Below are 25,648 nucleotides of genomic sequence, written 5' to 3'. Positions count from 1 at the left end.
TACCGGGAGAGAATTCTCCGAGTATCAGGAGTATACTGAAGGATTGATTGATTTTGCGGCCGATAACAAGAGAGATGCATGAGGGTCACGCGAATTTGCGGGCCGCTGTTGCATGAAACGACGATGAACGATCTGCCCTTCTGGAAGAGCAAGACGCTGGCCGAGATGACCGCTGCCGAGTGGGAAAGCCTCTGCGACGGCTGCGGCCTCTGTTGCCTCAACAAGATCGAGGAATGGGATAGCGGCGATATCTATTTCACCTCGGTCAGCTGCAAGCTGCTCGACGGCGAAAGCTGTCGCTGCTCCAGCTATGAGAACCGCTGGGATTTCGTGCCGGACTGTGTGCAGCTGACGAAGGAGAACGTGCCGGATATCGCCTGGCTGCCACCGACCTGCGGCTACCGGCTGGTCAATGAAGGCCGCGATCTCTACTGGTGGCACCCGCTCGTCTCCGGTGACCCGGAGACCGTCCATGCCGCCGGCATTTCCGCGCGAGGCCGCACGATCAACGAAAATGAAATCGATATTGACGACCTCGAGGACTATGTGGTCGACTGGCCGCTGACCGTGGGCGAGGAGAAGGACGATGAGGAAGCATAAGCGGGCTCAGGGCTTTATTGCCGCGAGGAAGCACTGCAGCTCCGTCTCCACATAGACAGCCACCGGCCCCCCTGCGCCAAAACCCCACCAGATGAGCGAGCCCTGCCATTGCGACAGCATCAGCCGGGCGATCGTCTCCGGCGCGGTCGCTGATCCGAAGCACCGAGCGATCGCCGCTGTCAATGCTGTTCCCCAAGCGGCCCCTCGGGCGCGCAGCACCGGATCGCGAAAATCCTCGCGAAGCACCAGCAGCCCCGCACCATAGGCGGCGGCATTGTCGCCGTAATCCTGCGACAAGCCGACGAGCAGCGCAATGGCGCCTTCCGGCGTTTTCGGCACCGTCCCGGCAAGCCGCGCCGTTTCCGTATCCAGCCTGTCCCAGGCGTGTAGCAATGCTGCGCGCAGCATCGCCGCTTTCGTCGCGAAACGCTGCACCAGCGTCGAGCCGGAAAGGCCGCTTGCTTTCGCCACCGCCGCAAAGGTCGCCGCATCCGGCCCCTCGGCGTGGATCAGCGCCAGCACCATGGCGAGAAGCTGTTCATCGGACAGTGTGCGGCGGCGCGGCATGAAATTTCCCTTGCACTGGCCGCGAACGTAAACGATCATTCGTTTATAAACAAGGAGCGCCGGGCGATTCCTCACGCGTCCATGACGGCATGAGGCGTTCTAGCGTGGAGGATGGAGAAGTGACAGCGAACTTGCGGGAGAAAGTGGCCTTGGTGGCGGGTGCTACGCGCGGCGCGGGCCGAGGCATCGCGGTGGAACTCGGTGCTGCCGGCGCCACCGTCTATGTAACGGGGCGCACGACGCGCGCTCAGCAATCCGAATATTCCAGGCCGGAGACGATCGAAGAGACGGCTGAACTGGTAACCGCCGCAGGCGGTAAGGGTATCTCCGTGCAGGTGGATCATCTCGTCAAGCAACAGGTCGAGGCGCTGGTCGCCCGCATCCGCAGTGAAACCGGCCGGCTCGATATTTTGGTCAACGACATCTGGGGCTGCGAGAATCTGTTCGAATGGGACAAGGCCGTCTGGGAGCATTCGCTGGACAAGGGCCTGCGCATGCTGCGGCTCGGCATCGAGACACATCTGATCACCGCTCATTACGCCCTGCCGCTGATGATCGAGCGGCCCGGCGGGCTGCTGGTCGAGATGACCGACGGCACGGCCGAATACAATGCCACCCGTTACCGGCTGTCACCCTTTTACGACATCGTCAAAACGGGTGTCACCCGCATGGCCTGGGCGCATGCGCAAGATTTGGAAAAACACGGCGCCACCGCCGTTTCGATCACGCCCGGCTGGCTGCGCTCCGAAATGATGCTGGATGCTTACGGTGTCCGTGAGGAGAACTGGCGCGAGGCGACGAAGATACAGCCGCATTTCGCCATTTCCGAAACCCCACGCTTTGTCGGCCGCGCCGTTGCCGCCATCGCCGCCGATCCCGACCGCGGCCGCTGGAACGGCCAGTCGCTGTCGAGCGGCGGAGTGGCCAAGACCTATGGCTTCGACGATATCGACGGTTCGCGGCCGGACTGCTGGCGATACATGGTGGAAGTGCAGGAGCCGGGCAGACCGGCTGACGTCACGGGTTATCGCTAAATAATTCCAGGGAAACGGCTTTCCCTGGAATTGGATGCAGGCAAAAGGTTAGAGCGGCTCGGCGCTGCGCCGTGAAACTAAACCGCTCTAACGCCCCGCTATCATGCTGCGGCAAGCCGCGCCGCCTCGCGAAACGAGACCAGCCGCTTCGTCTGTTCGTCCCATAGCACCAGCTTGACGCAACGCAGGCTTTCCATGAGCGTGATGCGGCCCAGATCGGCAAGCTCAGGATGATCCCGCAGCACCTCCGGCAGCCGGTAGTAAGGCACCCGGCTCGACAGATGATGCACATGGTGGATGCCGATATTGCCGGTGATCCACCGAAGCACCGGCGGCAGGTCGTAATGCGAGGCACCGTGGAGGGCCGCATGCTGGAACTGCCAGTCCGGCTCCTTCGACCAATGTGTATCCTCGAACTGATGCTGGACGTAGAACAACCAGACACCGGCAGCACCTGCCAGAAGCACGATCGGCAGATGCACCAAAAGAAAGGGAATGATCCCGATCGCCCAGATCAACAGCGCGGCGGCCACTGCGACGGCAAGGTTGGTCGCCATGGTCGAGACCCAGGGCAGGGCGCCGGAGCGCATCATGCCGAAAGGCAGGCGCTGCTTGAAGAGGAACAACCATGCCGGTCCGATCCCGAACATCACGATCGGGTTCCGGTAGAGCCGGTAGCCGAGCCGGCCCCAGCGCGACAGAGCGTTGTATTCGGCGATCGTCAGCGTTTCGATGTCGCCAACGCCGCGTTCGTCCAGGTTTCCGGCCGAGGCGTGGTGTTCCGCATGCGCCCGGCGCCAATAGTCGTAGGGCGTTAGCGTCAGGATGCCGATCGTGCGTCCGACCCAGTCGTCGACGCGGCGACGGGCGAAAAACGAGCCGTGGCCGCAATCATGCTGGATCATGAACAGTCGGAGCAGGAAAGCGGCGGCGGGGAGGACGAGAATCAGGCCAGGCCAGAAGCTGTAATGAACCGCTGCCCATGCGGCAGCCCAGAACAGCGCGAATGGGACGACGGTGACGGCAAGCTCGAAGGTGCTGCGTCCGGCCCGCGGCTGGCGATATCCGGCAAGGATCTTCAGCCAGCGTTTTTCAGCGAAAAGCGCGGCTTGCTCGGCGGATCGCTCCGGGTTGTCGTCGGGCTCGCCCAAAGGGGCCACTTGGATTTCCTCGCACTCGCTGCGGCGCGCAGATTCGATCACAGAGTGACGCCGTGAAAGGCGGCGATCGCCGAAAAGCCGAGTGCAATCACCACGGCCGAGCGAATGAGGAAGAGCGGATAGTCGAAGTGGTACATCGTATGAAGAGTGGTCATGGTTGCAGCAATTCCTGTTTTTCTGAGAACATGTCAATGGGTGATGATGTCACGCCCGGGCGCGGCGCGTTCGACAAGACGCGCTATCACTTGCGCTGTTATGCGCACGGGGGCGGAGGGGGGCTCGATAAGAGGTTCTATTTCTTTGGAGCACTGCCCTGCGGGGCGGTCTTGGTCGCCGTCTTCATCTGATTGGCGAATGTGCTTTCCACCTTCGCTGCCTGCTTGTCCTTCTTCGGCTTCCGGACCTCGCGATTGCTTCTTACTTGTCCTTTTGCCATCGATAAAATCTCCCTTTAGATCGAAATTGAAAGCCGCAGCCTGCGTGGTATTCGCCCCGCTTGTCGGTCGCGATCAGAGATCGCGGGATCGTCATGCGGGGCAACCCGACAACACCGGGCCGCAGGGATGGAATGAAAATGATGCCTGCTGAAACCGCATCGCAGTCTGGAGGCGGATGACCGGAGAGGTCACCGAAAGCCAAACCCGACGTTGAGACGGGACGTCACCATGCTTTCGCGATCGGGAAAATGGCGGGCCGGAATTTCGGTCACCGCAAATGCCGCATCGGCCAAATCAGCGAGCCATCGTCTTAGCGTAAAATTGAGTCGCCATTAAGGCCGTCGCCGCAGGAAAGCCATATTTCCACAGGGTTCAATCCGCCAGTGCAAGATGCCGAAAAGTGTCAGCGGTTTTCGGACGACACCCTATTCTAAGCGAAACAGGCGGATCAGCTTCGTTCTTTCCATCTCCGCTCGGCCCGGTGCTGACATGATGCCGCGGGCCAAACGGAGTTCTATGTCCCGTCCGATATCGAGCGGTACCAGCATGCCGCCGGCCTTGAGCAGGCGGTCTGTCATCGACAAAAGCATATCCACTTGCGCCTGGCAGCCATCGATTTCCAGGAGCGCCACCCGGCGCTCCCTGTCGATGTCTACAAAATCCCTAGCCAGCTGCCGTTGTTGATAAGCCCCGAACTGCACCCATCCGAAATAACCGGCCGCTGCGACGCAGATACAAAGCAAGAGGGGTATTCCGCACAATAATCCTTCAGAGCCGAGCGGCGCGCTTGCCGCCAGCGCATAACCCCGAAATCGGAATCGATTTTCAGAAAGGATTACGCGCAAACTCAAAGTGTTAGAGCGTCCTTAGTGCGCTGAAAAGACGCGCGGCGCTCTTGCCGGCGCGTCCTCGCGGGGCAATCCCTGTATCGCATATCGGTTGAAGATCGGGGTTACCGGTTTCGGCGGCGTCTTCAGCTTGCCGAAATGGTGTTCAAGCGCCAGCGAGAGCATGGCCGGCGAGGTGACGCCCTCCTCGAACAGCCTGATCAGCAGCACGGCCGCGACGTTGAAGACCCTTTCGTCGTCGATCAGAATTCTGGCGTCGTAACCGGCGTCGTCGAGCACGCCCTGAAGCATGTCGAGATCGGATGAGGTCAGATGCGATTTTTCGGAAGTGGAAGACATTGGTCCTCCTTTCATCGGGGCGAGGATACGAAGATCCTCAGTCGGCAGCGCCCGTTCAATGGCTGCCGAAGTTGCGACCATGCGCCTTTCGCCCAGGCAACGCAACGGGATTCTTGCCGCAGATTTAGCTCCGGTTCATGAGCAGCCCGCACCGGTCAGAGTGCGGGCTGTGAGGATTATTCCGCCGCTTGATAGATGGGCCCCCGGGCGGCCGATGTCCGCGGACCGGCGGCGGCAAGCAGGGTGATCGCCACCGCAAGCGATGCCACGAAGGCGATGCCGGCGACATAGGGATTCCAGCCGAAATGCGGTGCGGCGCCGAAGACTGCGGAGGCGGCCGCAAGCACGATGCCGCCACCGATCTGGAAGGAGGCGAAGAGCAGCCCGGAGGCGAGCCCCGCCTTGTCATCCTCCACATCGGAAAGGGCCGCAACCTGCACCGAGGGGTAGGTCAGGGCGTAACCGAGGCCGAGCGGGATCTGCGAGAACACGACGAGCAGGATCGGATCGACATGTCCGAGTGCGGTAACCCAGGAGATGTAGCTGAAGGCCTGCAGGCCGACACCCACTGCCATCAGCCGGGTAGCGCCGCGATTTTGCGCGACCGTCGCAAAACGTGGCGCCAGGAACATCACGAAGACACCGCCGAGGGCGAAGCAGAAGCCCGTCGTGAAGGCCGACCAGCCGATGACGTTCTGATAGTAGAGCGTCGCCAGAAACTGGAAGCCGACATAGGCACCCTGGAAGAGGGCGGCGATCGCATTGGCATGCCGGAGCTTGGCGCGGCGGAACATGCCGAGCGGCACCATCGGATCGGCATGGCGCGCTTCGACCACGAGGAAGAGCAGGATCAGTACCAGCGACGCGGCGAGCGAACCCCAGGTCGGGAACGCCTGCCAGCCGGCGGCCGCGGCATTGGTGATGCCGAAGACGAAGAGCAGCAGCCCGGGCGTGATCGTCAGCGCGCCGGCCCAGTCGAAGGCAGGTCTCGGTCCCGCCCGTTTCTGGTCGGCGGGCAGCACCAGCGGCGCCAGAACGAGCGTCAGGATGGCGACGGGCGCGCCCATGACGAGCGTCGCCCGCCAGCTGAAGATCGTCGCGGCACCGCCGAGCACCATGCCGAGCACGAAGCCGGCGGCGCCGGTGGAGGAGAAGACACCGAGCGCCTTTGCCCGTGCGGTTCCCTCGCCGAAGACGGAGAGCAGCAACGCTAGGGCTGCAGGCGCCGTGAATGCGGCGGCAATGCCTTTGATCAATCGGGCGGCGATCAGCGTCGGCCCGCTATCGACGAAGCCGCCGGCGATGCTGGCGGCGGCAAAGATCGCCAACGACCAGAGGAAGACGCGGCGATGGCCGAAGACGTCGGCGACCCGGCCGCCGAGCAGCAGGAATCCGCCATAGCCGAGCACATAGGCGCTGACGGCCCATTGCAGCGATGTCGCCTCCATGCCGAGTTCGGCTTGGATGGCGGGAAGCGCAACGCCGATGGTGGAGACGTCCATGGCGTCGAGAAAATTGGCGGCGCAGAGCAGCAGCAATGCCAGCCGCGCCCCGCTTGGCGATTTGGAAAGAGTCATCGAAATCGTTCCTTCTTTGCTGCCGCCTCATCGGGGGAGGTTGCCGGGCGGCAGGGAACGAGAAAATGTACAGCTTCCTTTCCTATTGCAAATTGATAGTAGACATGCCAGGTATTACTGACGATGATGAATGATGCCACTCTTCGCAAGATCGACCTCAATCTCCTGCTGGCCTTTTCAGTGCTGATGCAGGAGCGCAACGTCAGTCGAGCCGCCGAACGGCTGCTGCTCGGCCAACCCGGCCTGTCGGCCGCTTTGCGGCGCCTGCGCGAGGCGCTGGACGACGAATTGTTCGTGCGTGTCGGCCGCGGCCTGCAGCCGACGCCGCGCGCCCTTTCCATCGCCCCGGCGATCGAGGATGCACTATCGGGCATCGAGCGCGCCATCCGCCCGCAGGCCGAATTCGATCCGGCAAGCTGGCAGGGCGAGTTCCGCATCGGCATGTGTGACAATCTCGAATCGGCCTTCTTCGGCCCGCTTGCCGCCCGTCTTCTCCAGCTTTCACCCGGCGCCCGGCTGATCGGTATCGCTTCCGAAAAGCGCGATGCCGCACGCCGGCTGGATGAAGGCGTCTTCGATTTCAGCGTCGCGATGCACGACGAGCCCGCCTCCTGGCACATTCGCGCGCCGCTGTTCGACCAAGTCTCGATCTGCATCTACGATCAAGCTCAGCTCGGGCTGAAGGCGCCGTTGAGCCTCAAGGATTTCGCCAATGTCGCCCATGTCACCGTCTCGTTCGAAGGCAACACCTCGACCGGCATCGACATGGCGCTTAACCGCACCGGCGATGTGAGACAGGTGGTGGCGACCGTCCCGCGCTTTTCCGCTCTGCCAATGGTGCTGAAGGCGATGCCCGCCATTGCCACCGTGCCGGAATCGATCGGTCGCTGCATGGCGCAGTTACATGGGCTGATGCTTTGCGAGCCGCCGCTTTCGCTGCCGGCCGATCCCGTGACGATGCTTTATCGCCGAATCGACCAGACGGACGGCCGGGCACGCTGGTTCCGTCGCCTGTTCATCGAGGTAGCCAATAAAGCGCTCGAAGCTTCCGGCTGCTGCGTATCCATTCCGAGAGCCGCTGCCTGACGGTCCGTTACAGCTCTCCCTTGTGGAAATATGCTTCGAGGCGATAGCCGTCCGGGTCGATGATGAAGGCGGCGTAATAGAATTGCCCATAATCCGGCCGCACACCCGGTTCACCATTATCCGTGCCGCCGGATGCGACCGCCGCCACGTGAAAGGCATCGACCGCGGCCTCGTCAGGCGCGACGAAGCAGAAATGCAGCCCGGATCGCATGTCGGCAACCACGGGCTGTTCGACCTGCATCACCCAGAGCCCAACCCTTTCCGGGCCATAGCCGATCATGGTGTCGGAATTGGACAGGCGCTCATATCCGAGCGGCGCCAGCGCCGCATCGTAGAAACGGCGGGCTCTTTCGAGGTCTTTTACGCCGATGGAGATATGATCGAACATGGACTGCGAACTCCTTCTCTGCTCATCCCCGGTGTGAGCACTCACCCCCAAGATGGCACGATGACAACATCTTTCAACCGCCGTCCTAAGTCAGCGAACGGCCGCATCGTCAGCGGCCTGCGCGCTCATTCATGGCCGGCGATCCTGTCCTGCGCCTTGGCGAAGAAATCGGGGGCGCCGAAATTGCCGCTCTTCAGCGCAAGCCCGAGGGGCCTGCGCGATCGGCCACGAGACTCGCAGCCCTGCTCGATCAGCCAGCGCGCCGCCTCCAGCGACTGACGGACCGCATCGTCGGCCGGCGCCGAGCGCGTCTTCAGCGCGACGACGCCGGCCTCGCAATCCGTCTTGCCGCGGCCGGTGCCGACGAACTGAACGGTCGTCATGCCGGCTCTCGCAAGCGTATTGGCAAGATCGCTGGCGCCGGTGAAATCATCGGCAATCGCCCCCAGCAGCATCTCAGGAGAGCTCCGGCAGGCGACCTTCGAGATCGTCCTCGACCACCAGTTTGCGGCCGACTATCCCGGCCGCGCCCATGACAAGGATTTTCATCTGAAGCGGCCCTCCACTCGAAGACATCCGCACCGGCTTTCGGTGCGAGTCGGCCCTGAACCGGCAATGTCCTAGTTAAGACAAGGCGAGCGACGCTGTCACGTGATTTTGGGGGAGGGCGCAGTTCGGCCAGGAGCTACTGTGGGACCAGGCAGTCCTCCGACTGCAGGCGCCTGAGGCTGGACATTGACGCGCATCCGCCTAGGTCTCGTTCTAAACAGCGCCCCCAGCGACGCTTTGCATCTGCTGCAGGTTCGTCACCTCATAGGTCCAGACTCGAAACGCCTTCAGCACATGCGGTCCGAAGGAATTGATGAGCGGTATGTCGGCGGCGTCGCGCCCGCGTGCGACGATGATACGACCGATCCGCGGCGTATTGTTGCGCGGATCGAATGTATGCCATGCACCGTCGAGGAAGACCTCGATCCAGGCGCTGAAGTCCATCGGATCGACGACGGGAATACCGATGTCGCCGAGATGGCCATTGATATATCGGGCAGGAATGTTGAGGCAACGGCACAACGCCACTGCGAGATGCGCAAAGTCGCGACAGACGCCGACACGTTCGTGAAACGCCTCGAAGGCTGTCCGCGTCGATCGCGCCTGCATGTAGTCGAATTGGACGTGGCCGTGAACGAAGTCGCAGATCGCCTGAACGCGGCCCCAGCCCGGTGAGACTGTGCCGAACATATCCCACGCAATTTGACTGAGATGATCCGTCTCGCAATAGCGGCTGCCCATCAGGTAGACGAGGCAATCATCCGGCAATTCCGAAACCGGGAGTTCCCTGGCGCCTGGCAGCGACCTGTCCGGTTTGCCGTCGTCTTCGATCGTCGCATCGCCCCATATGGTCAGGTCGCCCGCCGGGGCAATCAGCCGGAGACAGCGGTTGCCGAAGAGGTCGCGATAAGTCGAAGTGGGAACATCGGGCGTGGTGAAGACCGTTTCCGGAATTCTGATGTCGGCCGCACGATCATCATGAACCGACAACAGGCATACCAATGCGGTCGGCTGCGGGCAGGTCAGCGTAATTTCATAGCCGTAACGGATCAACATGGAGCGTTCTCGCGCGTCCGGATCCGCCTAGCGGAAATCCGCCGCAGTTAGAGTATAGAAGGCGCGGCGGCGGTAGGAATAGGCTTTGTGTGCCACGTCCTGAATGGAGTTGCGCAGGGCGTCGAATAACGAAAGCCAATTCGTTTCCGAAGGCTCGGTTCTTTGCAATGCGGTGTCGGATTTCGCCAGAGCGCCAACCTCGATGAAGAACAACACCTGGAACATGCCGTCATGGCCGACGAAGCGCACAGCATTTCTCGCCGCATCGAAGCTACGGCTTTGGTTCAGGAAGGCTAGCGCCACGGTTGAACCGGTGGGGTCTCACGAGCACTCCGAGCGGCGTCCGACAGCCTGAGCCATTCCTTCCGGTATCCTATGTTGAGAAGATTGAAGGACATCATGTCTTTCCCGGCCTCCGAGCGGCTCTTGCCGGTCATGGCATGGTCGGCGTGCGCTGGAGCGCCTGCTGAGACACGATAGACGGTCCACGAACGGGCGGATTCGATCCGGCGGTCGTGTTCGATCTCCATGGAATAGCGGCCGGACGCGCTACATTTGTTTTCCCACGTGCCGACGGCAACGGCATTCCGTCTTCGTTCGGCTTCGTCTTCATGGCTGTTCACGATGTCAACCTTTCGTCATTCGGGCCGTGGCCATGGCCAAACGTCCTCTCGATCAGTGTTGCGCCGCTGCCGGCGGGCGATAGGTTTACCAGTTCCAGGCTGTCTTCCGTCGCGACCCGCTCATGACGTTCATCGTCACTGCGGATGCGGTATTGCAGCACATTTCCTCTCAGAGGCAGCGTGGCGGTAATGCGGTATGTCTCGGGGAGCTTGGAGGGAACGACCAGGAACCCGTCCTTAACCCGGACGGTCTGCCCCACCTTGAAGATATGTGTTGCCGCCTCACGTCGGATCGAGCGTCCATTGCGTTGCGGGATGGGCGTAGCGGTCATGATGGTTTGTGGTCCTTTTCGAGCGCGGTTTCGAGATCTGACAGGTGGACAGGCATCATCTGCTGCGTCGAACTCTGCGCGGCGATCGCCGGCAGGTGGATGAAGGCGCCGACCCGTCGCCAGGCAAGCCTGGAAACGCTGTCGATCAATTCCTCGTCATAGTCGACGCGGTATTCTCCGGCTGGCTGCGCCCCGTCGAAACCGGGCAGGCGGAATGGAGATGAAAAACGGACGACGGTTTCTGTGGTGCGACTTGTCACGGCTGAGGCCTCCGCAGGAATACACTGATGCGTTCCTGTATCGTTGAGATCCGAGCCGGACGAACTCGAGGCTGCCGGTACATCCGCGGTCAGCGCCAAGCTCATTCCGGATCGGAACAGGCGAAATGAACGCCGGAACGACGTCATACATTCGCTATCGAGAATTCAGTGGTGATGGCGGGTCGTAGGTCTCTGACACCGCGAAGCCAAGTCGGCCAAATCGACGAGGCCCATCATTGCGCCTTGATTGAGTTTAAATCAAGATAATTCGGATTTATCTATAAAAAACGCCAAATTAACGCGACGACATGCTAAATAAAGTTGAGCGCTGCGGCGAAAAAAATTCTATTCATTTCCAGATTAATACAAAATATCCGCTCAAATTGATTTCCTGAATTTTTTAAGAAATTCCCTGGGTGAACAATATTTCTTGGCACTCCTATCAATCGAGTGCCACGGATGCTATTTATGTACTGCAGCCGCCATACGCGCCGGCAGCAGAAAGACCTCTATGAAATTCCGTTCACTTCACGACCGCGTCGTCATTCGACGTGCGGAAGGCGATGTCAAATCCAAGGGCGGGATCATCATTCCAGACACCGCTAGGGAGAAGCCGCAGCAAGGTGAAGTGGTCGCAGTCGGCCCAGGCCCGCGCGACAAAAGCGGCACTCTGGTCCCGCTCGATGTCGAGGTCGGCGACATCATGGGCATCGTCGAAAAGACCGAAACGGCTGCCGACAAAGCCGCCTGAGGGGTCAAATTTCCGACCCCGCATCTCAAGACCGAACTGGGAAGAAATATCATGTCTGCCAAGGAAATTAGATTCTCCACCGACGCGCGCGACCGCCTACTGCGCGGCGTCGAATTGCTCAACAACGCCGTCAAGGTGACGCTTGGCCCGAAGGGTCGCAACGTCGTCATTGACAAGGCCTATGGCGCACCGCGCATTACCAAGGACGGCGTTAGCGTCGCCAAGGAGATCGAGCTCGAAGACAAGTTCGAGAACATGGGCGCGCAAATGGTGCGCGAGGTGGCTTCGAAGACCAATGATCTTGCCGGCGACGGCACGACGACGGCAACGGTGCTCGCCGCCTCCATTTTCCGCGAAGGCGCAAAGCTCGTCGCTGCCGGCATGAACCCCATGGATCTCAGGCGCGGCATCGATCTCGGCGTCACCGCCGTCGTCAAGGAAATCCAGGCGAGGGCAATGAAGGTCAAATCGTCAGCCGAGATCGCACAGGTCGGCACCATTGCCGCCAATGGCGACGCCACCATCGGCGAGATGATCGCCAGTGCGATGGACAAGGTCGGCAATGAGGGCGTCATAACAGTCGAAGAGGCGCGAACCGCCGAGACCGAACTCGATGTCGTCGAGGGCATGCAGTTCGATCGTGGGTATCTCTCGCCCTATTTTGTCACCAATGCCGAGAAGATGCGCGTGGAACTGGAGGAACCCTATATCCTCGTTCACGAGAAGAAACTCGGCAGCCTGCAGGCGATGCTGCCGATCCTGGAAGCCGTCGTACAGACCGGCAAACCGCTGCTCCTCATCTCGGAGGACGTCGAAGGCGAGGCGCTGGCAACGCTTGTCGTCAACAAGCTGCGTGGCGGCCTGAAGGTCGCGGCCGTCAAGGCGCCGGGCTTCGGTGATCGCCGCAAGGCCATGCTGGAAGACATTGCCGTGCTGACCGCCGGCCAGGTGATTTCCGAGGATCTCGGCATCAAGCTCGAGAACGTCACGCTCGATATGCTCGGCCACGCCAAGCGTGTGCTGATCGACAAGGAGACCACCACGATCATCGACGGCTCCGGCGAGAAAGCGGCCATCCAGGCGCGCATCCAGCAGATCAAGGGGCAGATCGAAGACACTACCTCCGACTACGACAAGGAAAAGCTGCAGGAACGCCTGGCGAAACTCGCCGGCGGCGTCGCGGTTATCCGCGTCGGCGGCGCGACCGAGACGGAGGTCAAGGAAAAGAAGGACCGCATCGACGATGCGCTGAACGCCACCCGTGCGGCGGTCGAAGAGGGCATCGTGCCCGGCGGCGGCGTGGCACTGTTGCGCGCGAAGTCGGCGCTGACGGGACTGACCGGGGAGAACGCCGACGTGACGGCGGGCATCTCGATCGTGCTCAGGGCGCTCGAAGCCCCGATCCGGCAGATTGTCGACAATGCCGGGTTCGAGGGCTCGATCGTCGTCGGAAAACTCGCCGGCAGCAATGATCACAATCAGGGCTTCGACGCACAGACGGAGACCTATGTCGATATGATCGAGGCCGGCATCGTCGATCCTGCCAAGGTCGTGCGCACCGCTCTGCAGGACGCCGGTTCGATCGCGGCGCTGCTGATCACCGCCGAGGTGATGATCGCCGACATTCCCGCAAGAGACACTGCGTCTGCTGCCGGAAATGGCGGCATGGGCGGCATGGGTTACTAGCGTATCGGCCCGAAAATCGGAATCGATTTTCGGAAAGCACGATGCGTCAATTCAAAATTGGAGCGTCCTTTGTGCGTCCGAAACGCACGGCGCTCTAAGGACGGCCTGAACCGTTCCGGCGTCGCCGGATGGCACAACCCGAACAACAGACAGGGAGAATTCCAATGTCCGTGCAGAGCAGCAGCAAGACATCGATTACCCAGCGTTTCGACAGTTACCAGCCATCCAAGACGCTTCTCGCCTGGGCCTGCGTCGTCACGGCGATCGCCACGATGATCATCGGATTCAGCTGGGGAGGTTGGGTAACAGGCGGCACATCAAGCAAAGCGGCAGCCGCCGCCGGCGATATCGCACGCGGAGAGCTGGCGTCGGCCATCTGCGTCGAGCGGTTCAAGGCGGCACCGGATGCGGCCGCTAAACTCATCGAGTTCAAGGCGATTACCGAAGGCTACAAGCAGCGTCAGTTTGTCGAGGCCGGCGGTTGGGCGACCATGCCTGGGCAGACCTCACCCGACAGCCGAAGTGTTCAAGGCTGCGCCACTGCGCTTGCCGTCTGACACCATTTTCCAGAGCGCTCCGATATGGTGCGGAGCGCTGCCACTGTCAAAGCAGGAAATGACCCATGATCCGTTTCATGAAAAAGACCGACCCGCAGCCAGCCGCAGAAGACGTGGGCGACAACCGCTTCCAAAAAATCCGCGAGGCAGCTGCCGACGAGCACAAGAAAGCCGCCAACGACAGCACGCGTCGCCGCGCGCCCCAGGCAACGGAAGATGACGATCAGCTTATCTGAGCACAGCACCGCACCGCAGTTCACGACCTAGCGATAATCCAGCCAGACCCCGCCGGCATCGGCGGACCGCACGCAGTTTTCCACCCAGCGCACGCCTTCCAGTCCGGCATCGAAATCGGGAAAGACCAGCTTTTCGATCCCCGCAGGGCCGAGGCCGCGCTCTCTGTTGATGGCGAAGCCGAAGCGGCGATAGAGGTTCGCCCAGGCTTCGAAGAGACCTTCCGGGTGACCGCCGCCGATCCGGTCGTCGATTCTGGCCTCGGGATAGAGATAGTCCATGCCGCGCTCGAGAATGCGGGCCGGTTCGCCCTGGATCTCGTAAGAGAGCTGGTTCGGCCGCTCGTCCCACCATTCGATGCTGGCCTTCGAGCCGACGATGCGGATCTTCTGGCCGTGCATGGAGCCGGCATTGACGGCGCTCGACCAGATGGTGGCGAGCGCGCCATTGTCATATTCCATCAGGGTCACCGCATTGTCTTCGAGCGGCGCGCGGCTTTTGACGAAGCTCTGGCGGGTGCAGAGCAGACGCTTGATCTTTAGGTGCGGCAGAATGACCTTGGCGATATAAAGCGGGTGGGTCCCGACATCGCCGAGGACATAGCTGGGGCCCGCGAAATTCGGATCGACGCGCCACCGCGTCGAGGGGTTCTGCTCCTCTACCGCAGCACTATGGAAGCCATGGGCGAATTGCAGGTTGACGATGCGGATTTCGCCGAGATCGCCATTCATGACCATGGCGCGCGCCTGCTCGATCATTTGATGGCCGGCATAACCATAGGTCACGCCGACGATCCGGCCGCGCACTTCAGAAAGCGCCTTCAGCTCTTCGGCCTCGGCGGTCGTGAAGCAGAGCGGCTTTTCGCAGATCACGTGCAGATCATGGTCGAGTGCTGCCTTGCAGATCGCGAAATGGGTGTTGTTGGGTGTCGCGATCGACACGGCCTCGATGCCGTCCGCCCGCCGGGCCTCAGTCGCAAACATCGTTGCATAGTCCCGGTAGCTCCTGGCTTCGTCGAGCCCGAGATCGAGGCCGAAGGCGCGGCCGCGTTCCGGATCGATATCGAAGGCCCCGGCCGCAAGGGCAAAGACGTCATCGCGATGCGCTGCCGAGCGATGAATATAGCCGATCTGGCTGCCTCTGCCGCCGCCGACCATGCCCCAGCGGATCGGCTTTCTCCTGTCATTCGTCATCATCTTTTCCCTAAAAACCAACCGACCTGAGGTAATCGCGGCTTTGCTTCACATCTTCGAGGCTGCCGGCGACATTCCTCGGATCGCGCTCCTGCTCGACGGTGATGAAGCCGTGATAGCCGATCTCCTCGAGCGTTCGCTTGACGGCGGGATAATCGATGACGCCGCGGCCGATCGGGCACATGACGCCCTGTCCGCAGGCCTCGAAGAAGCGGATCTTCTCGCCGAGCACACGGTCGAAGATGGCCTGGTCGATGTCCTTGAAGTGGATGTAGTCCAGCCTGTCGGCATAGCGGCGAAGCATCTCCACCGGATCCATGCCGGCATAATAGCTATGGCCGGTGTCGAGGCAGAAGCCGGCGATCTCCGGCGGAATGTCAGCGGCCACCCGCTCGATCTCATCGGCGAATTCGATATAGCCGCCCGCATGCGGGTGGATGACGGCGCGTACGCCGTATTTGCGCTCGGCGAGTTCGGTGATCGCCGTGATATTCGCGACCATCCCGGCCCAGGCCTTGTCGTCGAGACGCGGCGCACGATCGGAATGGCCGGCGGCATAGTCCCGCTCGTCGTGCCCCCAGTCCATGACCGTGAGATAGGGCGTCCTGAACCGCTGCCCCGCCACCTGTTCCGGCTGCGGCAGCCTGGTGATAACGGCGCAGATTTCGTCCGTCTGCCGCAGCAATTTCTCCCGATTTTCAGGGGAGACCAGATCGTCGAAGATCGTGCCGGCAACGATGAAGAGATTGCGCTCAGTGAGCGCCTTGGCAACGGGCGCATCATTGAGCGGCACGTAACCATAGGGCCCGAGTTCGAGGCCGCCATAACCGGCCGCCGCCGCCTCGTCGAAGACGCGCTCCCAGGCGGGAAGGTTTGGATTGTTGACGTCATCAACGCCCCAGCAGCAGGGGGCTGTCGTAATCGTGATGGTCACGGTTTCATTCCTGAAAAGGGGTGGTGCCGGGCGGATGTTGACGATTAGCCAAGTTTCCCGGGCCAGTATTTGTCGACATATTTCTGGATTTCAGAGCGCATGAAGCGGCCGGAATCGTCGGCACGCTCCTCCCAGCCGAAGACGCAGGTGGTGATGATGCCGTCGAAGCCGACCGCGGCGAGCGAGGAGAAGAAGACATCCCAATTGATCTCGCCCTGGTATATATCCATGTGCTGATGGATGGTGACCTTGGCGCCCGGCGGATTGATGATATAGCGCAGCCCTGACGACGCCTTGTGATTATAGGTATCGGCCACATGCACATGGGCGATCAGCGGGCCGGCATCGCGGATCATCCGCGCCATGTCGTCACCGAAATAGAAGGTGTGCGGCGCGCAATAGAGGAATTTGACGTTCTTCGAGCCGATCGTCTTCAGCATGTCGATCGCCGGATGCAGCGTCTCGCACCAGTCTTCCGGATGCGGTTCCATGTTGAGCGTGACGCCCTCGCGCTCGAACACCGGAACGAGCTCTTCGATCGAGCGCCACCAGGCAGCCTCGCTGTGCTCGTGGGTATGCATGCCGCCGCAGCAGCTGGTGCGATGGCTGCGATCCGGCGACGGTCCGCGGCCGAATTCCGAATTCATCGTATCGCAGCCTATCTCGGCCGAAATCGCGATCGCTTCCTTCCAGTAGCGCACTGCCGCCTGCCGCTCGTCCTCATGCGGGCTCGCCCAGCGATACATCGGCAGGATAGAAGCGAGCTGGACGCCGTGATCCTTCAGGGCCACCTTGAATTCCGCAATGCGTTCCTTGTGTGCCCGCGGGCGCACCCACCAGGGCAGAAAATCGTCACGCGGTGAAAGCTCGATATGCTCGTAGCCGAGCTCCGCCGCCTTGCGGCAGAGGTCGCGCAGGTTGAGGTGACGGTGCATATGCGGGTCGAGTGCGATCTTCATCTGGCTCCTCCGTCATCCCTCGGCCGCATCGGGCCGGTGGATGATCCTTGATCTCGTTTGTTTCGGACGTCCGGTGCTCCTCCCGGATTGCCAGCACGATACTGCCGCGGCGCCCCCATGCTCCAATGCTTCCTTGATCAAATTTGATCATTGACCGCGCGGTCTGCCGATGCTCTGCTGTGTCGGCTTTGGGAGTGAGTAAGCTTGATGAAGGTGACTTTGAAGGATGTCGCAAGCCAAGCCGGCGTTGGCACCGCGACCGTCGAGCGCGTCCTCAACGGTCGCGGCGGCGTGCGGCCTGAAACGGTGGAGAAGGTCTTCCTGGCGGCAAGACGGCTTGAATACCGGCAGAGCCTGCCGGCCCATCGCGGCCTGATCCGGATAGAGGTGATCCTCGTTCGCCCTGAGACCAGCTTCTATTCGCGTCTGAACCGGGCGTTCGAGCGCATCGCCGCCTCGCTCGACGACAGCATCGTCGTTCACCGCACCTTCGTCCGCGAGAACGAGCCGGCGCAATTCGCCCGCTACATCGCCAACCCGACGGCACGCCGGTCGGCGCTGCTCGTGGTTGCGCCCGACCATGCCGATGTCGTCACCAGCGTGCGGAAGGCGGCCGGTCTCGGCATTCCCGTCGTCCAGATCATGACCCGTCCGGCCCCCGAACTGCCCTATGTCGGCATCGACAATTATGCTGCCGGACGCACCGCGGCTCACTACATGTCGGGCATGCTGGCGCAGCGCCCCGGTTCGTTCGTCGCTCTCTGCCACAGCGGTGCCTATGAGAACCATAAGGAGCGGATCCGCGGCTTCTCCAGCTATCTCTCGGAGAAGGGTTCAAACGAGCATCGTTTCATCGAGGTCATGTTCGACCTTGATGATGAGCACAATGCCATGGAACTGCTGCAAGCGGCACTTCGGCGCGAACCGGGCATCATCGGCGTCTATAGTGCAGGCGGCGACAACAAGGGTGTTGCCAGGGTGCTCGAAGCGAACAAGGCCAGGCGGCCGTTCTGGGTCGGCCACGAATTGACGGGAGAGACGCAGGACTATCTCAGCCGCGGTATCATGTCGATCGTGCTCGACCAGGCGCCGGAGGTGCAGGCGAGGCGATCGATAGACCTTGCCCTGAACAGGCTGGGTCTCATCGAGGTGGAGGTCAGCGCCGAGCCGGTGCGCTTCCTGACGATCACGTCGGAAAATCTCTGAGGCGGGATAAGGATGCCGGGGGAATCCGCTCGAATGAGCGCCAGCGACTTTCATGACGGCGCAATCTTACTGCAGCTGCGGTTTCTTAAGAAAGCTGTTGCGGTCGGCGGACTTGATGCGCAGCCAGGCTTCCCGGCCGTTCCTGAGGATTCGCATGGGGATCTCGGCGCCGGCCGGGCCGCTGCTCCAGAGCTTGCGGTAGAAATCGGCCAGGCCATCGACCTCTTCGTCGCGGATCTCCGAAATGATATCGCCCTGACGCAGGCCGGCCTGAGCGGCCGGACCGCCTTCGGCCACGCTCATGACCACCACGCCGCCATTGCTCTCGGCGGAGAAGGCGCCGAGCCAGGGCCGCGGCGGTCTGTTGACCTGGCCCCGGTTCAAGAGATCGTCGAGGATCGGCGGCAACAGGTCGATCGGCACCACCATGTTGATATCGGCGACTTCGTCGCCCTGGCTCATCTGCAGGCGAAGCGAACCGATGCCGAGAAGCTTGCCGTCTGAGCCGATCAGCGCCGCACCGCCCCATGAGGGATGGGCCGGTGCCGTGAAAATCGCCTCGTCGAGCAGATATTCCCAATAGCCGGCGAATTCCTGCCGGGCGACGATATTTGCCTCTACGAATTCTCCGATGCCATCGGCCAGCACGACGGGATCGCCTGCCTTGGCCGTCGCCGCGTCGCCGAGATCCACCGCAGGCGCATTCAGGGGGCCAAGCGCCTGCACCAGGCCGAAGCCGCTTTCCTGATCGTAGGCAAGCGCATGGGCGGGAACCACGCGCCCGTCATGGGTCGTCAGCCAGACCTCTTCGGCCTCGGTGATGAGATAACCGATGGTCAGCACCAGCCCGTTGTCGCGAATGACCACGCCGCTGCCTTCCCGGACGGTGCCCAGCGTCTCCGCCGTGAAGGCATCTTCCGGAATGGAAGAACGTACGGCCACGACTGACCGCAAAATCGGATCGATATTCATGCTTTTATCCCGATAGGCGCCGGCGCGAAAGGCCGAAAGCCGGCGCATTCTTCCTTGAATAGGTAAGAGAATGGACGGCGGGTGCAAGACCGCATCGGAGGGAATTTCGGCAGGCCAACGCGCGACCTCCCTCCGACTCCTGCACCAATCAAGGTTTCACTGAACGCCGAGACTATCTCGCATGGCACCGGCGGGCGGCTGAGCGCGACCATATTGCCGCGGCGAGCATCCCATCACTCTCTTGAAAGCGGTGCTGAATGCGCTTTCGGATTCATAACCGAGCGACAGGGCGACACCGGCAATTGCTTCGGCCGAGTTTGTCAATCGGTCACCTGCGAGAAGCATGCGCCAGCGCGTCAGATAATCCATCGGCGCAAGCCCGACCTTTTCCTTGAAGTGGAGAGCAAAACTGGACCGGGACATCGAGGCCCGTTCAGCCAGCGACTGCAAGGTCCACTTGCGGGCTGGATCGGCATGCAGGGCAGCGATAGCCGCACCGATCCGCCGGTCGGTAAGCGCGAAAAGCCAGCCGACGCCGCGCGCATTCGGCGATGCGATATGGAGGCGCAACACCTGCATGAGCATGACATGAGCAAAATGCTCCGCCATCAGAAAGCCACCCGGCAGTCGCGCAATTCGCGCGTCATCCGATCGAGGCACCAGCGCAGCACGGCGGCGTGATCGGAATCCCTCTTCACATGGACGATCGGCGGCAGGATTCCGAGAAGGATGTCCGAATTTCCTCCCGAAAAGGAAAAACGGCTGCCGATCAGGAAGAAATCGCCGCCGCCGTTGCAAGTGGCAATGCCGTCGCGGGCGATCGAATAGATCGCATCGGACGGGATCGCTTCGAGAGCCGGATCGCTGGCGAGACGAAAAGCTCGGCGGCTCGTCAGCAGAAAGCAGTCGCTTTCCTCGAGGCGAACAGCTTCGGCAACGCCATCGACGCTCAGCCAGCAGGCGCCTGAAATCACCGCGTTGAACTTGATGCCATCAGGGGGCGGAAAATCGATCGCCCAGGCGCCACCAGCGTCGAGCCCCGCGGAAACATAGCTGCGCGGTTTGAGCAATGCGAGAACATCGGATAACGGGTCCATGCAAAAAATCCGGACGATGGCGAAGAGGTATTGGACTTTAGCGCATGGATCGTCTGGAGGCCACGCCTTATTCTCGCGACCGTCAATTCCAAGCGACGGCAACGTCGCAGAACAAAGGCAATTATCATGAATGACAAACAAGTCCCCATCGGCTCCGGATTTGGAGCCCACACGACGGCCGACGAGGTTCTGGCCGGTCTCGATCTTTCCGGCAAGCACGCCATCGTCACCGGCGGCCATTCCGGCCTCGGGCTCGAAACCACGCGCGCTCTGGCGGGCGCCGGCGCTCAGGTGACCATCGGCGCAAGGAGCATCGAGGCGGCGCGTAGCGCGGTCGCCGGTATCGATGGCGTTGAGATTGATCGGCTCGACCTTTCCGACCTCGAAAGCGTTCGCGTCTTTGCCGAGCGGTTTGTCGCGTCTGGCCGCAGCGTCGACATTCTGATCAACAGCGCCGGCATCATGGCCTGCCCGGAAACGCGTGTCGGCGACGGGTGGGAGGCACAGTTCGCGACCAATCATCTCGGCCATTTCGCCTTGGTTAACCGCCTTTGGCCGGCGATCTCCCGCGGCGCTCGCATCGTTTCGGTTTCCTCCGGTGGCCATGGCAACTCCGCCATGCGATGGGAGGATGTGCAATTCGAGACCGGTTACGACAAATGGCAGGCCTACGGCCAGTCGAAGACCGCCAACGCACTTTTCGCCGTGCATCTGGATAGGATCGGACGCGACACCGGCATCCGCGCCTTCTCGCTGCACCCGGGCAAGATCCTTACCCCCTTGCAGCGCTATCTCGCAAAGGAGGAAATGGTCGGTGCCGGCTGGATCGATGCGGACGGCAATCCGATTGATCCGACATTCAAGACCCCATCCCAGGGGGCCGCCACGCAGGTTTGGGCGGCGACCTCGCCGCAACTCGACGGTATGGGAGGCCTCTATTGCGAGGACTGCGATATCGCCATCCGCGCAACCGATGGAGAACCCGGCGGCGTCAGCGACCATGCAGCCGATCCCGAGGAGGCGGCACGCCTGTGGATCTTGTCGGCAAGGCTGACTGGCATTGACGCTTTCGCGGCGCACGCCTGAAGCCATAGCGCGCGGCAAACCGTCATCAATGCGCGCTGAAGACCTGCCGATTGTCTTGCTGTCCTCGCGCCTCACCCGGGCCTTCTCGGGTGAAAGCGTCATTGGCGCGCACGCTGCCGAAATCGGCTTGCGACAGCGCGATCGCCGTGCCGGATTGTATTTGCGCAAATAGCAGTCAAATCCAGCGACAATCCGTCATTAATACGTATCAAGGCGTGCGCAAAGCTGTGGCATTCCGTCCTGCGTCGCTCTGCGGACTCGGAGGCGCGACATTTTTCGTGACAGCGGCATTGTGCAACAATATACGGTCAATCTCATCAGGAATCAGACTGACACGGATTTCGACATGAAAGACTGGCATCCCGATCTCAGCCGCAGCAGCAGCCCCCGTTATATGGCGATCGCCGATGTGATCGAAATGGATTTGCGCAGCGGGCATCTGGTGGTTGGGGACCGGCTGCCGCCGCAACGCGAACTCGCCAAGCGGCTGAATGTCGATTTCACGACGGTAGCCAGAGGGTATGTTGAGGCGCAGAAGCGCGGGCTTGTCGATTCGCATGTCGGCCGAGGCACCTTCGTTACCGGTGGCGCCGACAAGGAGCGCAAGGGATTCGCGCCCGACGCCGCGCCCGATCCCCGCCGCGCCTCCATCGTCGATTTCTCGATGAACATGCCGCCGGAACCGGATGATCCCGAGCTGATCGCCCGCATGCGCGAGGGCATGTCGGCGGTGACGGCGAACCTCATTCCGCTCCTGCGCTACCAGGGTTTCGGCGGCTCCAGCATGGACAAGGAGGCTGCTGCCTCCTGGCTCAGCCGTCGCGGGCTGGTGCCCTCGCAGGAGCGCATCTTCGTCACGCCCGGCGCCCATCCGGCCCTGCTGGCGATCTTCGGCCTGCTGGCAAAACCGGGCGAGACCGTGCTTTCGGAAATCATCACCTATCCCGGTATGCGCTCGATCGCCGCCCAGTTGCGGCTCAATCTGACCGGCCTGCCGATGGACGAGGAGGGTATCCTGCCGGACGCTTTTGCCGAGGCCTGCGAAAGATTGAAGCCGAAGGCGCTCTATCTCAATCCGACGCTGCAGAACCCGACGACGCTGACCATCCCGGCCCGGCGCCGCGAGGAAATCTGCGCCGTTGCCCGCAAATATCGTGTGCCGATCGTCGAGGACGATGCCTACGGCTTCATTCCGCAGCACGGCCCGGCGCCGCTCGCGGCAACAGCGCCCGATCTGACCTGGCATATCGGCGGACTGGCGAAATGCATCGGCGCGGGTCTGCGCCTTGCCTATGTCGTGGCGCCGGACAGCAAGGCCGTGTGGCCCTTCGTCAGCGCCATGCGCGCCAACAATGTCATGGCCTCGCCGCTGACCGTGGCGCTCGCCACCCGCTGGATCGAGGACGGCACCGCCGATACGATCCTGCGTTTCATCCGCGCTGAGGCCGCCGCCCGCCAGCAAATGGTCGCTGCCATCCTGCCGGCCGGCAGCTACCGCGCCGATCCGATCAGCTTCAACATCTGGCTGCCGCTCTCCAACGGCTGGACCCGCTCCACCTTCGGCAGCCATACCCGTTCTTCCGGCATCGGCGTCGTCGCAAGCGATGCCTTCACGGTCGAGGGCACGGCACCCGAGGCCGTGCGTGTCTGCCTTGGCGGGCCGATCACCCGGGAGAAACTGCAGGGCGCACTGGAATTCATGGCCCATGCGCTGGAAGGCCCGCCGGAAATGGCGGCGTCGTTCTTCTGACGCAGAACCCCGCCTCAAGCTGATCAGGCACGGGCGAAACCCGGAAGCGGTCGGGATCAGATCGGCCGCACCCTAAGCTGTCCGGGCAGGGGTGAAGCATAACCGTGACGTTCACGTCTGACCCGCCCAGGCTGCTAGGCCTGGCTGCCACCCAAATGCTGTTTCAGAAATCTGCAGTCAGCTTGCTGCCAGCCTACGCTGGGAGCTCTGCGGCATTCTGGCGAATTGACTGGCAATATCCTAGCAATGTAACTATATTTGAATGCATACATTAAAAAGACATTGATGGTATCAATGCCCGCGGCACAGGAAAGCGAGATCGTCATGGACACGGAATATCCCCCACTTCCTCCGATACAGACCGGCATCAGGGGACGCTGCCCGCGCTGCGGCCAGGGCCATATGTTCAAGGGCTTCCTGACGCTGCAGCCGGAATGCGAAGTCTGCGGCCTTGATTATTCCTTCGCCGATCCGGCCGACGGTCCGGCTTTCTTCGTCATCTGCTTCGCCTGCGTCCCGAGCGTGCTGCTCGGCGTCTGGCTGGAGGTGGCCTTTTCGGCGCCGATCTGGGTACAGCTTCTGGTCACCGGTCCCTTCATGCTCGCCACCTGCATTCCGCCGCTGCGGCCGCTGAAGGGCTGGCTGGTCGCCAGCCAGTACTTCTACAAGGCGGAAGAGGGCAAGCTCGCCTGAGACCTGTTCAGCGTCGCGCGCAGGCGCGGCGTCGCGAAATCGAGCAGCGCCCGCAGTTTCAGGGGCACCAGGCCTTGCGCGGGATAGACGAGATGGACCGGCGCCGGCGGCGGTTCGAAATCTGGGAGCAGCGGCACCAGCAGGCCGGCCATCTCGGCGCGTGCGGCCTGGTAGGAGAGCACGCGGGTGATGCCGAGGCCGGCGACAGCTGCATCGACCGCGGCCTCGGCTGTGTTGACGGCCAGCCGCGAGCGGATCGGCACGGCGAGATCATGTTTCCCCTCGGTGAATGTCCAGCTCAGCATCGAGGCCATGCCCTCGAAGGTGACGCAGTCATGCCCAGCGAGATCGCCTGGATGCCGGGGCAGGGCGTGCCGCGTCAGATAATCCGGGCTGGCATAGACCGTGCGGCGGATCGCGCCGAGCCTTGTGGCGATCAGGTTGCTGTCCGGAAGGTTGCCGATCCTCAGCGCTACGTCGATATGATCCTCGACGAGGTTCGATATCCGGTCGCCAAGCATCAGCCGCAGATTGATATCGGGATAGGCTTTCAGGAAATCCACCACGACAGGCAGGACGTGTAGCCGCCCGAAGACGATCGGCGCGGTCATCGTCAACTCGCCCTTCGGGGCGCTGTATTCGCCGGCTGCCGTCCGTTCCGCCTCTTCCACCCGATCGAGAATCTCCCGCGCCGCCTCGACATAGGAGCGGCCGGCTTCCGTCAGCGTGATCTTCCGGTTGCTCCGTTGCAGCAGCTGGGCGTTGAGATGTGCTTCCAGTTCTGAAACCTTGCGGCTGACGGTTGCGAGCGGGGATCGCAGATGCCGTGAGGCGGCCGACAGGCTGCCCTGTTCGACGACGGCAAGAAGCACGGTCATGGCGTCGAGGCGGTCCATTCTATCCTTCCATGAATTGGCAAGATGCCTCCCAGATTAGCATTCTACTGCTGCCAGATGGAAGGCAGTAAATTGTGCCGCAGATGGTTCGAAGCGGCCATCGCCAACCGCGTCCCGTCGATTAGCAGACCAAAGGATCCATCATGAAACTCTACCATCACCCGCTTTCCGGCCATGCCCACCGGGCTCACCTGTTCCTGTCGCTGCTTGGCGTGCCCTATGAGCTGGTCGAGGTCGACATGGCGGCAGGCGCCCACAAGGCTCCGGACTTTCTGAAGCTCAATCCATTTGGCCAGGTGCCGGTGCTCGACGACAATGGCACGGTCATTGCCGATTCTTCTGCCATCCTCGTCTATCTCGCGCGCAAATACGGCCGCACCGACTGGCTGCCGGAAGAGGCAGTGGCCGCGGCGCGGATACAGAAATGGCTCTCGGTTGCATCAGGCGAGATCGCCTACGGACCCTGTGCCGCGCGGCTGGTCACCGTCTTCGGCGCCGATTTCCGCACCGACGAGGTGATCGCCCGGGCGCACCGCATTCTCGCGCTGATCGAGGCGGAGCTCCACGGCCGCAGCTTCCTGCTCGGCGACAATCCTGTGATCGCCGATATTGCGCTCTACAGCTACATCGCCAATGCCCCGGAGGGCAATGTCGATATCTCGGCCTATCCAAGCGTTCGTGCCTGGCTTGCGCGCATCGAGGCGCTGCCGGGTTTCGTCGGCTTTCGCAAGACCAAGATCGGCCTTGCCGCGTGACAAGCCGCCGGGGCAGGTCGCTG

At 61.9% G+C, this 25,648-nt stretch carries 28 protein-coding genes and 3 pseudogenes; 12 read left to right on the top strand and 19 right to left on the bottom strand.

Going from position 1 to position 25,648, the window contains the following annotated elements; translation table 11 throughout:
* Positions 1 to 123: 123 nt before the first annotated feature.
* Positions 124 to 600, top strand: coding sequence for a YcgN family cysteine cluster protein (locus HFO99_RS28140; protein ID WP_222365016.1), 477 nt, complete (start codon positions 124 to 126; stop codon positions 598 to 600).
* A gap of 6 nt (positions 601 to 606) precedes the next feature.
* On the opposite strand, the gene HFO99_RS28135 is transcribed toward HFO99_RS28140, so the two are convergent.
* Positions 607 to 1,167, bottom strand: a complete 561-nt coding sequence (locus HFO99_RS28135; RefSeq protein ID WP_222364942.1) for a TetR family transcriptional regulator — start codon at positions 1,165 to 1,167, stop codon at positions 607 to 609.
* A 119-nt stretch (positions 1,168 to 1,286) separates the two neighbouring features.
* On the opposite strand from HFO99_RS28135, the gene HFO99_RS28130 reads away from it, so the two are divergent.
* Entirely contained in the window at positions 1,287 to 2,201 is a 915-nt protein-coding gene (locus HFO99_RS28130; RefSeq protein WP_222364940.1) for an SDR family oxidoreductase, read from the top strand.
* 101 nt (positions 2,202 to 2,302) lie between these two features.
* Here HFO99_RS28130 and HFO99_RS28125 read toward each other — a convergent pair whose 3' ends face one another.
* The 5 genes and pseudogenes from HFO99_RS28125 to HFO99_RS28105 all read right to left on the bottom strand — a co-directional run bounded on the left by HFO99_RS28125 (position 2,303) and on the right by HFO99_RS28105 (position 6,562).
* Positions 2,303 to 3,352 carry a fatty acid desaturase gene (locus HFO99_RS28125; protein WP_222252759.1) on the bottom strand — a complete coding sequence of 350 codons (1,050 nt, stop codon included), beginning with the start codon at positions 3,350 to 3,352 and terminating at the stop codon, positions 2,303 to 2,305.
* A 301-nt stretch (positions 3,353 to 3,653) separates the two neighbouring features.
* Positions 3,654 to 3,797, bottom strand: coding sequence for a hypothetical protein (locus HFO99_RS28120; protein ID WP_003546677.1), 144 nt, complete (start codon positions 3,795 to 3,797; stop codon positions 3,654 to 3,656).
* A 426-nt stretch (positions 3,798 to 4,223) separates the two neighbouring features.
* On the bottom strand, positions 4,224 to 4,550 hold the full coding sequence (locus HFO99_RS28115) for a hypothetical protein (RefSeq protein ID WP_222365014.1): 327 nt from the start codon (positions 4,548 to 4,550) through the stop codon (positions 4,224 to 4,226).
* Between the two features lie 103 nt (positions 4,551 to 4,653).
* Positions 4,654 to 5,066: pseudogene (locus HFO99_RS28110) on the bottom strand (hypothetical protein).
* A 95-nt stretch (positions 5,067 to 5,161) separates the two neighbouring features.
* Positions 5,162 to 6,562: an MFS transporter gene (locus HFO99_RS28105; protein WP_222364936.1), complete on the bottom strand. Its 1,401-nt coding sequence runs from the start codon at positions 6,560 to 6,562 to the stop codon at positions 5,162 to 5,164.
* A gap of 123 nt (positions 6,563 to 6,685) precedes the next feature.
* Here HFO99_RS28105 and HFO99_RS28100 point away from each other — a divergent pair, with 123 nt between their 5' ends.
* Positions 6,686 to 7,648 (top strand): LysR family transcriptional regulator, encoded by a 963-nt coding sequence (locus HFO99_RS28100; RefSeq protein WP_222298609.1) that lies wholly within the window; start codon positions 6,686 to 6,688, stop codon positions 7,646 to 7,648.
* A 7-nt stretch (positions 7,649 to 7,655) separates the two neighbouring features.
* Here HFO99_RS28100 and HFO99_RS28095 read toward each other — a convergent pair whose 3' ends face one another.
* The 7 genes and pseudogenes from HFO99_RS28095 to HFO99_RS28065 all read right to left on the bottom strand — a co-directional run bounded on the left by HFO99_RS28095 (position 7,656) and on the right by HFO99_RS28065 (position 10,856).
* Complete coding sequence (locus HFO99_RS28095) at positions 7,656 to 8,036, bottom strand: VOC family protein (protein WP_064245578.1); 381 nt, start codon at positions 8,034 to 8,036, stop codon at positions 7,656 to 7,658.
* A 233-nt stretch (positions 8,037 to 8,269) separates the two neighbouring features.
* Positions 8,270 to 8,491 (bottom strand): annotated as a pseudogene (locus HFO99_RS28090) (four-carbon acid sugar kinase family protein); the annotation flags it as partial.
* Positions 8,492 to 8,798: 307 nt separating this feature from the next.
* On the bottom strand, positions 8,799 to 9,641 hold the full coding sequence (locus HFO99_RS28085; RefSeq protein WP_222364934.1) for a transglutaminase-like domain-containing protein: 843 nt from the start codon (positions 9,639 to 9,641) through the stop codon (positions 8,799 to 8,801).
* Between the two features lie 27 nt (positions 9,642 to 9,668).
* Positions 9,669 to 9,944, bottom strand: a complete 276-nt coding sequence (locus HFO99_RS28080; RefSeq protein ID WP_075224839.1) for a DUF1488 domain-containing protein — start codon at positions 9,942 to 9,944, stop codon at positions 9,669 to 9,671.
* Positions 9,935 to 10,264 carry a hypothetical protein gene (locus tag HFO99_RS28075; RefSeq protein ID WP_222364932.1) on the bottom strand — a complete coding sequence of 110 codons (330 nt, stop codon included), beginning with the start codon at positions 10,262 to 10,264 and terminating at the stop codon, positions 9,935 to 9,937. The genes HFO99_RS28080 and HFO99_RS28075 overlap by 10 nt, the downstream gene beginning before the upstream one ends.
* Positions 10,261 to 10,596, bottom strand: a complete 336-nt coding sequence (locus HFO99_RS28070) for a hypothetical protein (RefSeq protein WP_222364930.1) — start codon at positions 10,594 to 10,596, stop codon at positions 10,261 to 10,263. The genes HFO99_RS28075 and HFO99_RS28070 overlap by 4 nt, the downstream gene beginning before the upstream one ends.
* Positions 10,593 to 10,856, bottom strand: coding sequence for a hypothetical protein (locus HFO99_RS28065; protein WP_024322844.1), 264 nt, complete (start codon positions 10,854 to 10,856; stop codon positions 10,593 to 10,595). The genes HFO99_RS28070 and HFO99_RS28065 overlap by 4 nt, the downstream gene beginning before the upstream one ends.
* A gap of 511 nt (positions 10,857 to 11,367) precedes the next feature.
* On the opposite strand from HFO99_RS28065, the gene HFO99_RS28060 reads away from it, so the two are divergent.
* The 4 genes from HFO99_RS28060 to HFO99_RS28045 all read left to right on the top strand — a co-directional run bounded on the left by HFO99_RS28060 (position 11,368) and on the right by HFO99_RS28045 (position 14,086).
* Positions 11,368 to 11,607, top strand: coding sequence for a co-chaperone GroES (locus HFO99_RS28060; RefSeq protein ID WP_222252684.1), 240 nt, complete (start codon positions 11,368 to 11,370; stop codon positions 11,605 to 11,607).
* A 51-nt stretch (positions 11,608 to 11,658) separates the two neighbouring features.
* Positions 11,659 to 13,293 (top strand): chaperonin GroEL, encoded by a 1,635-nt coding sequence (groL, locus tag HFO99_RS28055; protein ID WP_222364929.1) that lies wholly within the window; start codon positions 11,659 to 11,661, stop codon positions 13,291 to 13,293.
* Between the two features lie 164 nt (positions 13,294 to 13,457).
* A complete protein-coding gene (locus tag HFO99_RS28050; protein WP_162118065.1) occupies positions 13,458 to 13,850 on the top strand; it encodes a hypothetical protein in 393 nt (130 codons plus the stop codon).
* A gap of 65 nt (positions 13,851 to 13,915) precedes the next feature.
* Entirely contained in the window at positions 13,916 to 14,086 is a 171-nt protein-coding gene (locus HFO99_RS28045; protein ID WP_222364928.1) for a hypothetical protein, read from the top strand.
* Between the two features lie 27 nt (positions 14,087 to 14,113).
* On the opposite strand, the gene HFO99_RS28040 is transcribed toward HFO99_RS28045, so the two are convergent.
* The 3 genes from HFO99_RS28040 to HFO99_RS28030 are packed head-to-tail and all read right to left on the bottom strand — an operon-like array spanning position 14,114 to position 17,170.
* Positions 14,114 to 15,280, bottom strand: a complete 1,167-nt coding sequence (locus HFO99_RS28040; protein ID WP_222364927.1) for a Gfo/Idh/MocA family protein — start codon at positions 15,278 to 15,280, stop codon at positions 14,114 to 14,116.
* A 7-nt stretch (positions 15,281 to 15,287) separates the two neighbouring features.
* Positions 15,288 to 16,211, bottom strand: a complete 924-nt coding sequence (locus tag HFO99_RS28035; protein WP_222364926.1) for a TIM barrel protein — start codon at positions 16,209 to 16,211, stop codon at positions 15,288 to 15,290.
* 44 nt (positions 16,212 to 16,255) lie between these two features.
* Positions 16,256 to 17,170, bottom strand: coding sequence for a sugar phosphate isomerase/epimerase family protein (locus HFO99_RS28030; protein WP_222364925.1), 915 nt, complete (start codon positions 17,168 to 17,170; stop codon positions 16,256 to 16,258).
* Positions 17,171 to 17,377: 207 nt separating this feature from the next.
* Here HFO99_RS28030 and HFO99_RS28025 point away from each other — a divergent pair, with 207 nt between their 5' ends.
* Complete coding sequence (locus HFO99_RS28025) at positions 17,378 to 18,376, top strand: LacI family DNA-binding transcriptional regulator (protein ID WP_222364924.1); 999 nt, start codon at positions 17,378 to 17,380, stop codon at positions 18,374 to 18,376.
* Positions 18,377 to 18,442: 66 nt separating this feature from the next.
* On the opposite strand, the gene HFO99_RS28020 is transcribed toward HFO99_RS28025, so the two are convergent.
* The gene (locus HFO99_RS28020) at positions 18,443 to 19,348 is read right to left on the bottom strand and encodes a S1C family serine protease (RefSeq protein WP_222364922.1); all 906 of its coding nucleotides are present in this window, start codon (positions 19,346 to 19,348) and stop codon (positions 18,443 to 18,445) included.
* 156 nt (positions 19,349 to 19,504) lie between these two features.
* Positions 19,505 to 20,445: pseudogene (locus HFO99_RS28015) on the bottom strand (AraC family transcriptional regulator).
* A gap of 126 nt (positions 20,446 to 20,571) precedes the next feature.
* On the opposite strand from HFO99_RS28015, the gene HFO99_RS28010 reads away from it, so the two are divergent.
* From HFO99_RS28010 to HFO99_RS28000, 3 genes are all read left to right on the top strand, one after another.
* Positions 20,572 to 21,531 carry an SDR family NAD(P)-dependent oxidoreductase gene (locus HFO99_RS28010; protein ID WP_222364921.1) on the top strand — a complete coding sequence of 320 codons (960 nt, stop codon included), beginning with the start codon at positions 20,572 to 20,574 and terminating at the stop codon, positions 21,529 to 21,531.
* Positions 21,532 to 21,877: 346 nt separating this feature from the next.
* Entirely contained in the window at positions 21,878 to 23,281 is a 1,404-nt protein-coding gene (locus tag HFO99_RS28005; RefSeq protein WP_222364920.1) for a PLP-dependent aminotransferase family protein, read from the top strand.
* A gap of 324 nt (positions 23,282 to 23,605) precedes the next feature.
* Positions 23,606 to 23,974 carry a DUF983 domain-containing protein gene (locus tag HFO99_RS28000; RefSeq protein ID WP_033180699.1) on the top strand — a complete coding sequence of 123 codons (369 nt, stop codon included), beginning with the start codon at positions 23,606 to 23,608 and terminating at the stop codon, positions 23,972 to 23,974.
* Here HFO99_RS28000 and HFO99_RS27995 read toward each other — a convergent pair.
* A complete protein-coding gene (locus HFO99_RS27995; protein WP_222364919.1) occupies positions 23,944 to 24,870 on the bottom strand; it encodes a LysR family transcriptional regulator in 927 nt (308 codons plus the stop codon). The two genes, HFO99_RS28000 and HFO99_RS27995, sit on opposite strands and share 31 nt — an antisense overlap.
* A 143-nt stretch (positions 24,871 to 25,013) precedes the next feature.
* On the opposite strand from HFO99_RS27995, the gene HFO99_RS27990 reads away from it, so the two are divergent.
* On the top strand, positions 25,014 to 25,625 hold the full coding sequence (locus tag HFO99_RS27990; RefSeq protein ID WP_221940156.1) for a glutathione S-transferase family protein: 612 nt from the start codon (positions 25,014 to 25,016) through the stop codon (positions 25,623 to 25,625).
* The last annotated feature ends 23 nt before the right edge of the window (positions 25,626 to 25,648 follow it).

Origin of the sequence: Rhizobium leguminosarum, from assembly GCF_019798305.1 — a bacterium.
Lineage (GTDB): Bacteria > Pseudomonadota > Alphaproteobacteria > Rhizobiales > Rhizobiaceae > Rhizobium > Rhizobium leguminosarum_U.
Note: the sequence above shows the minus strand (reverse complement) of the source record. Positions and strands in the feature narration are given on the sequence as shown.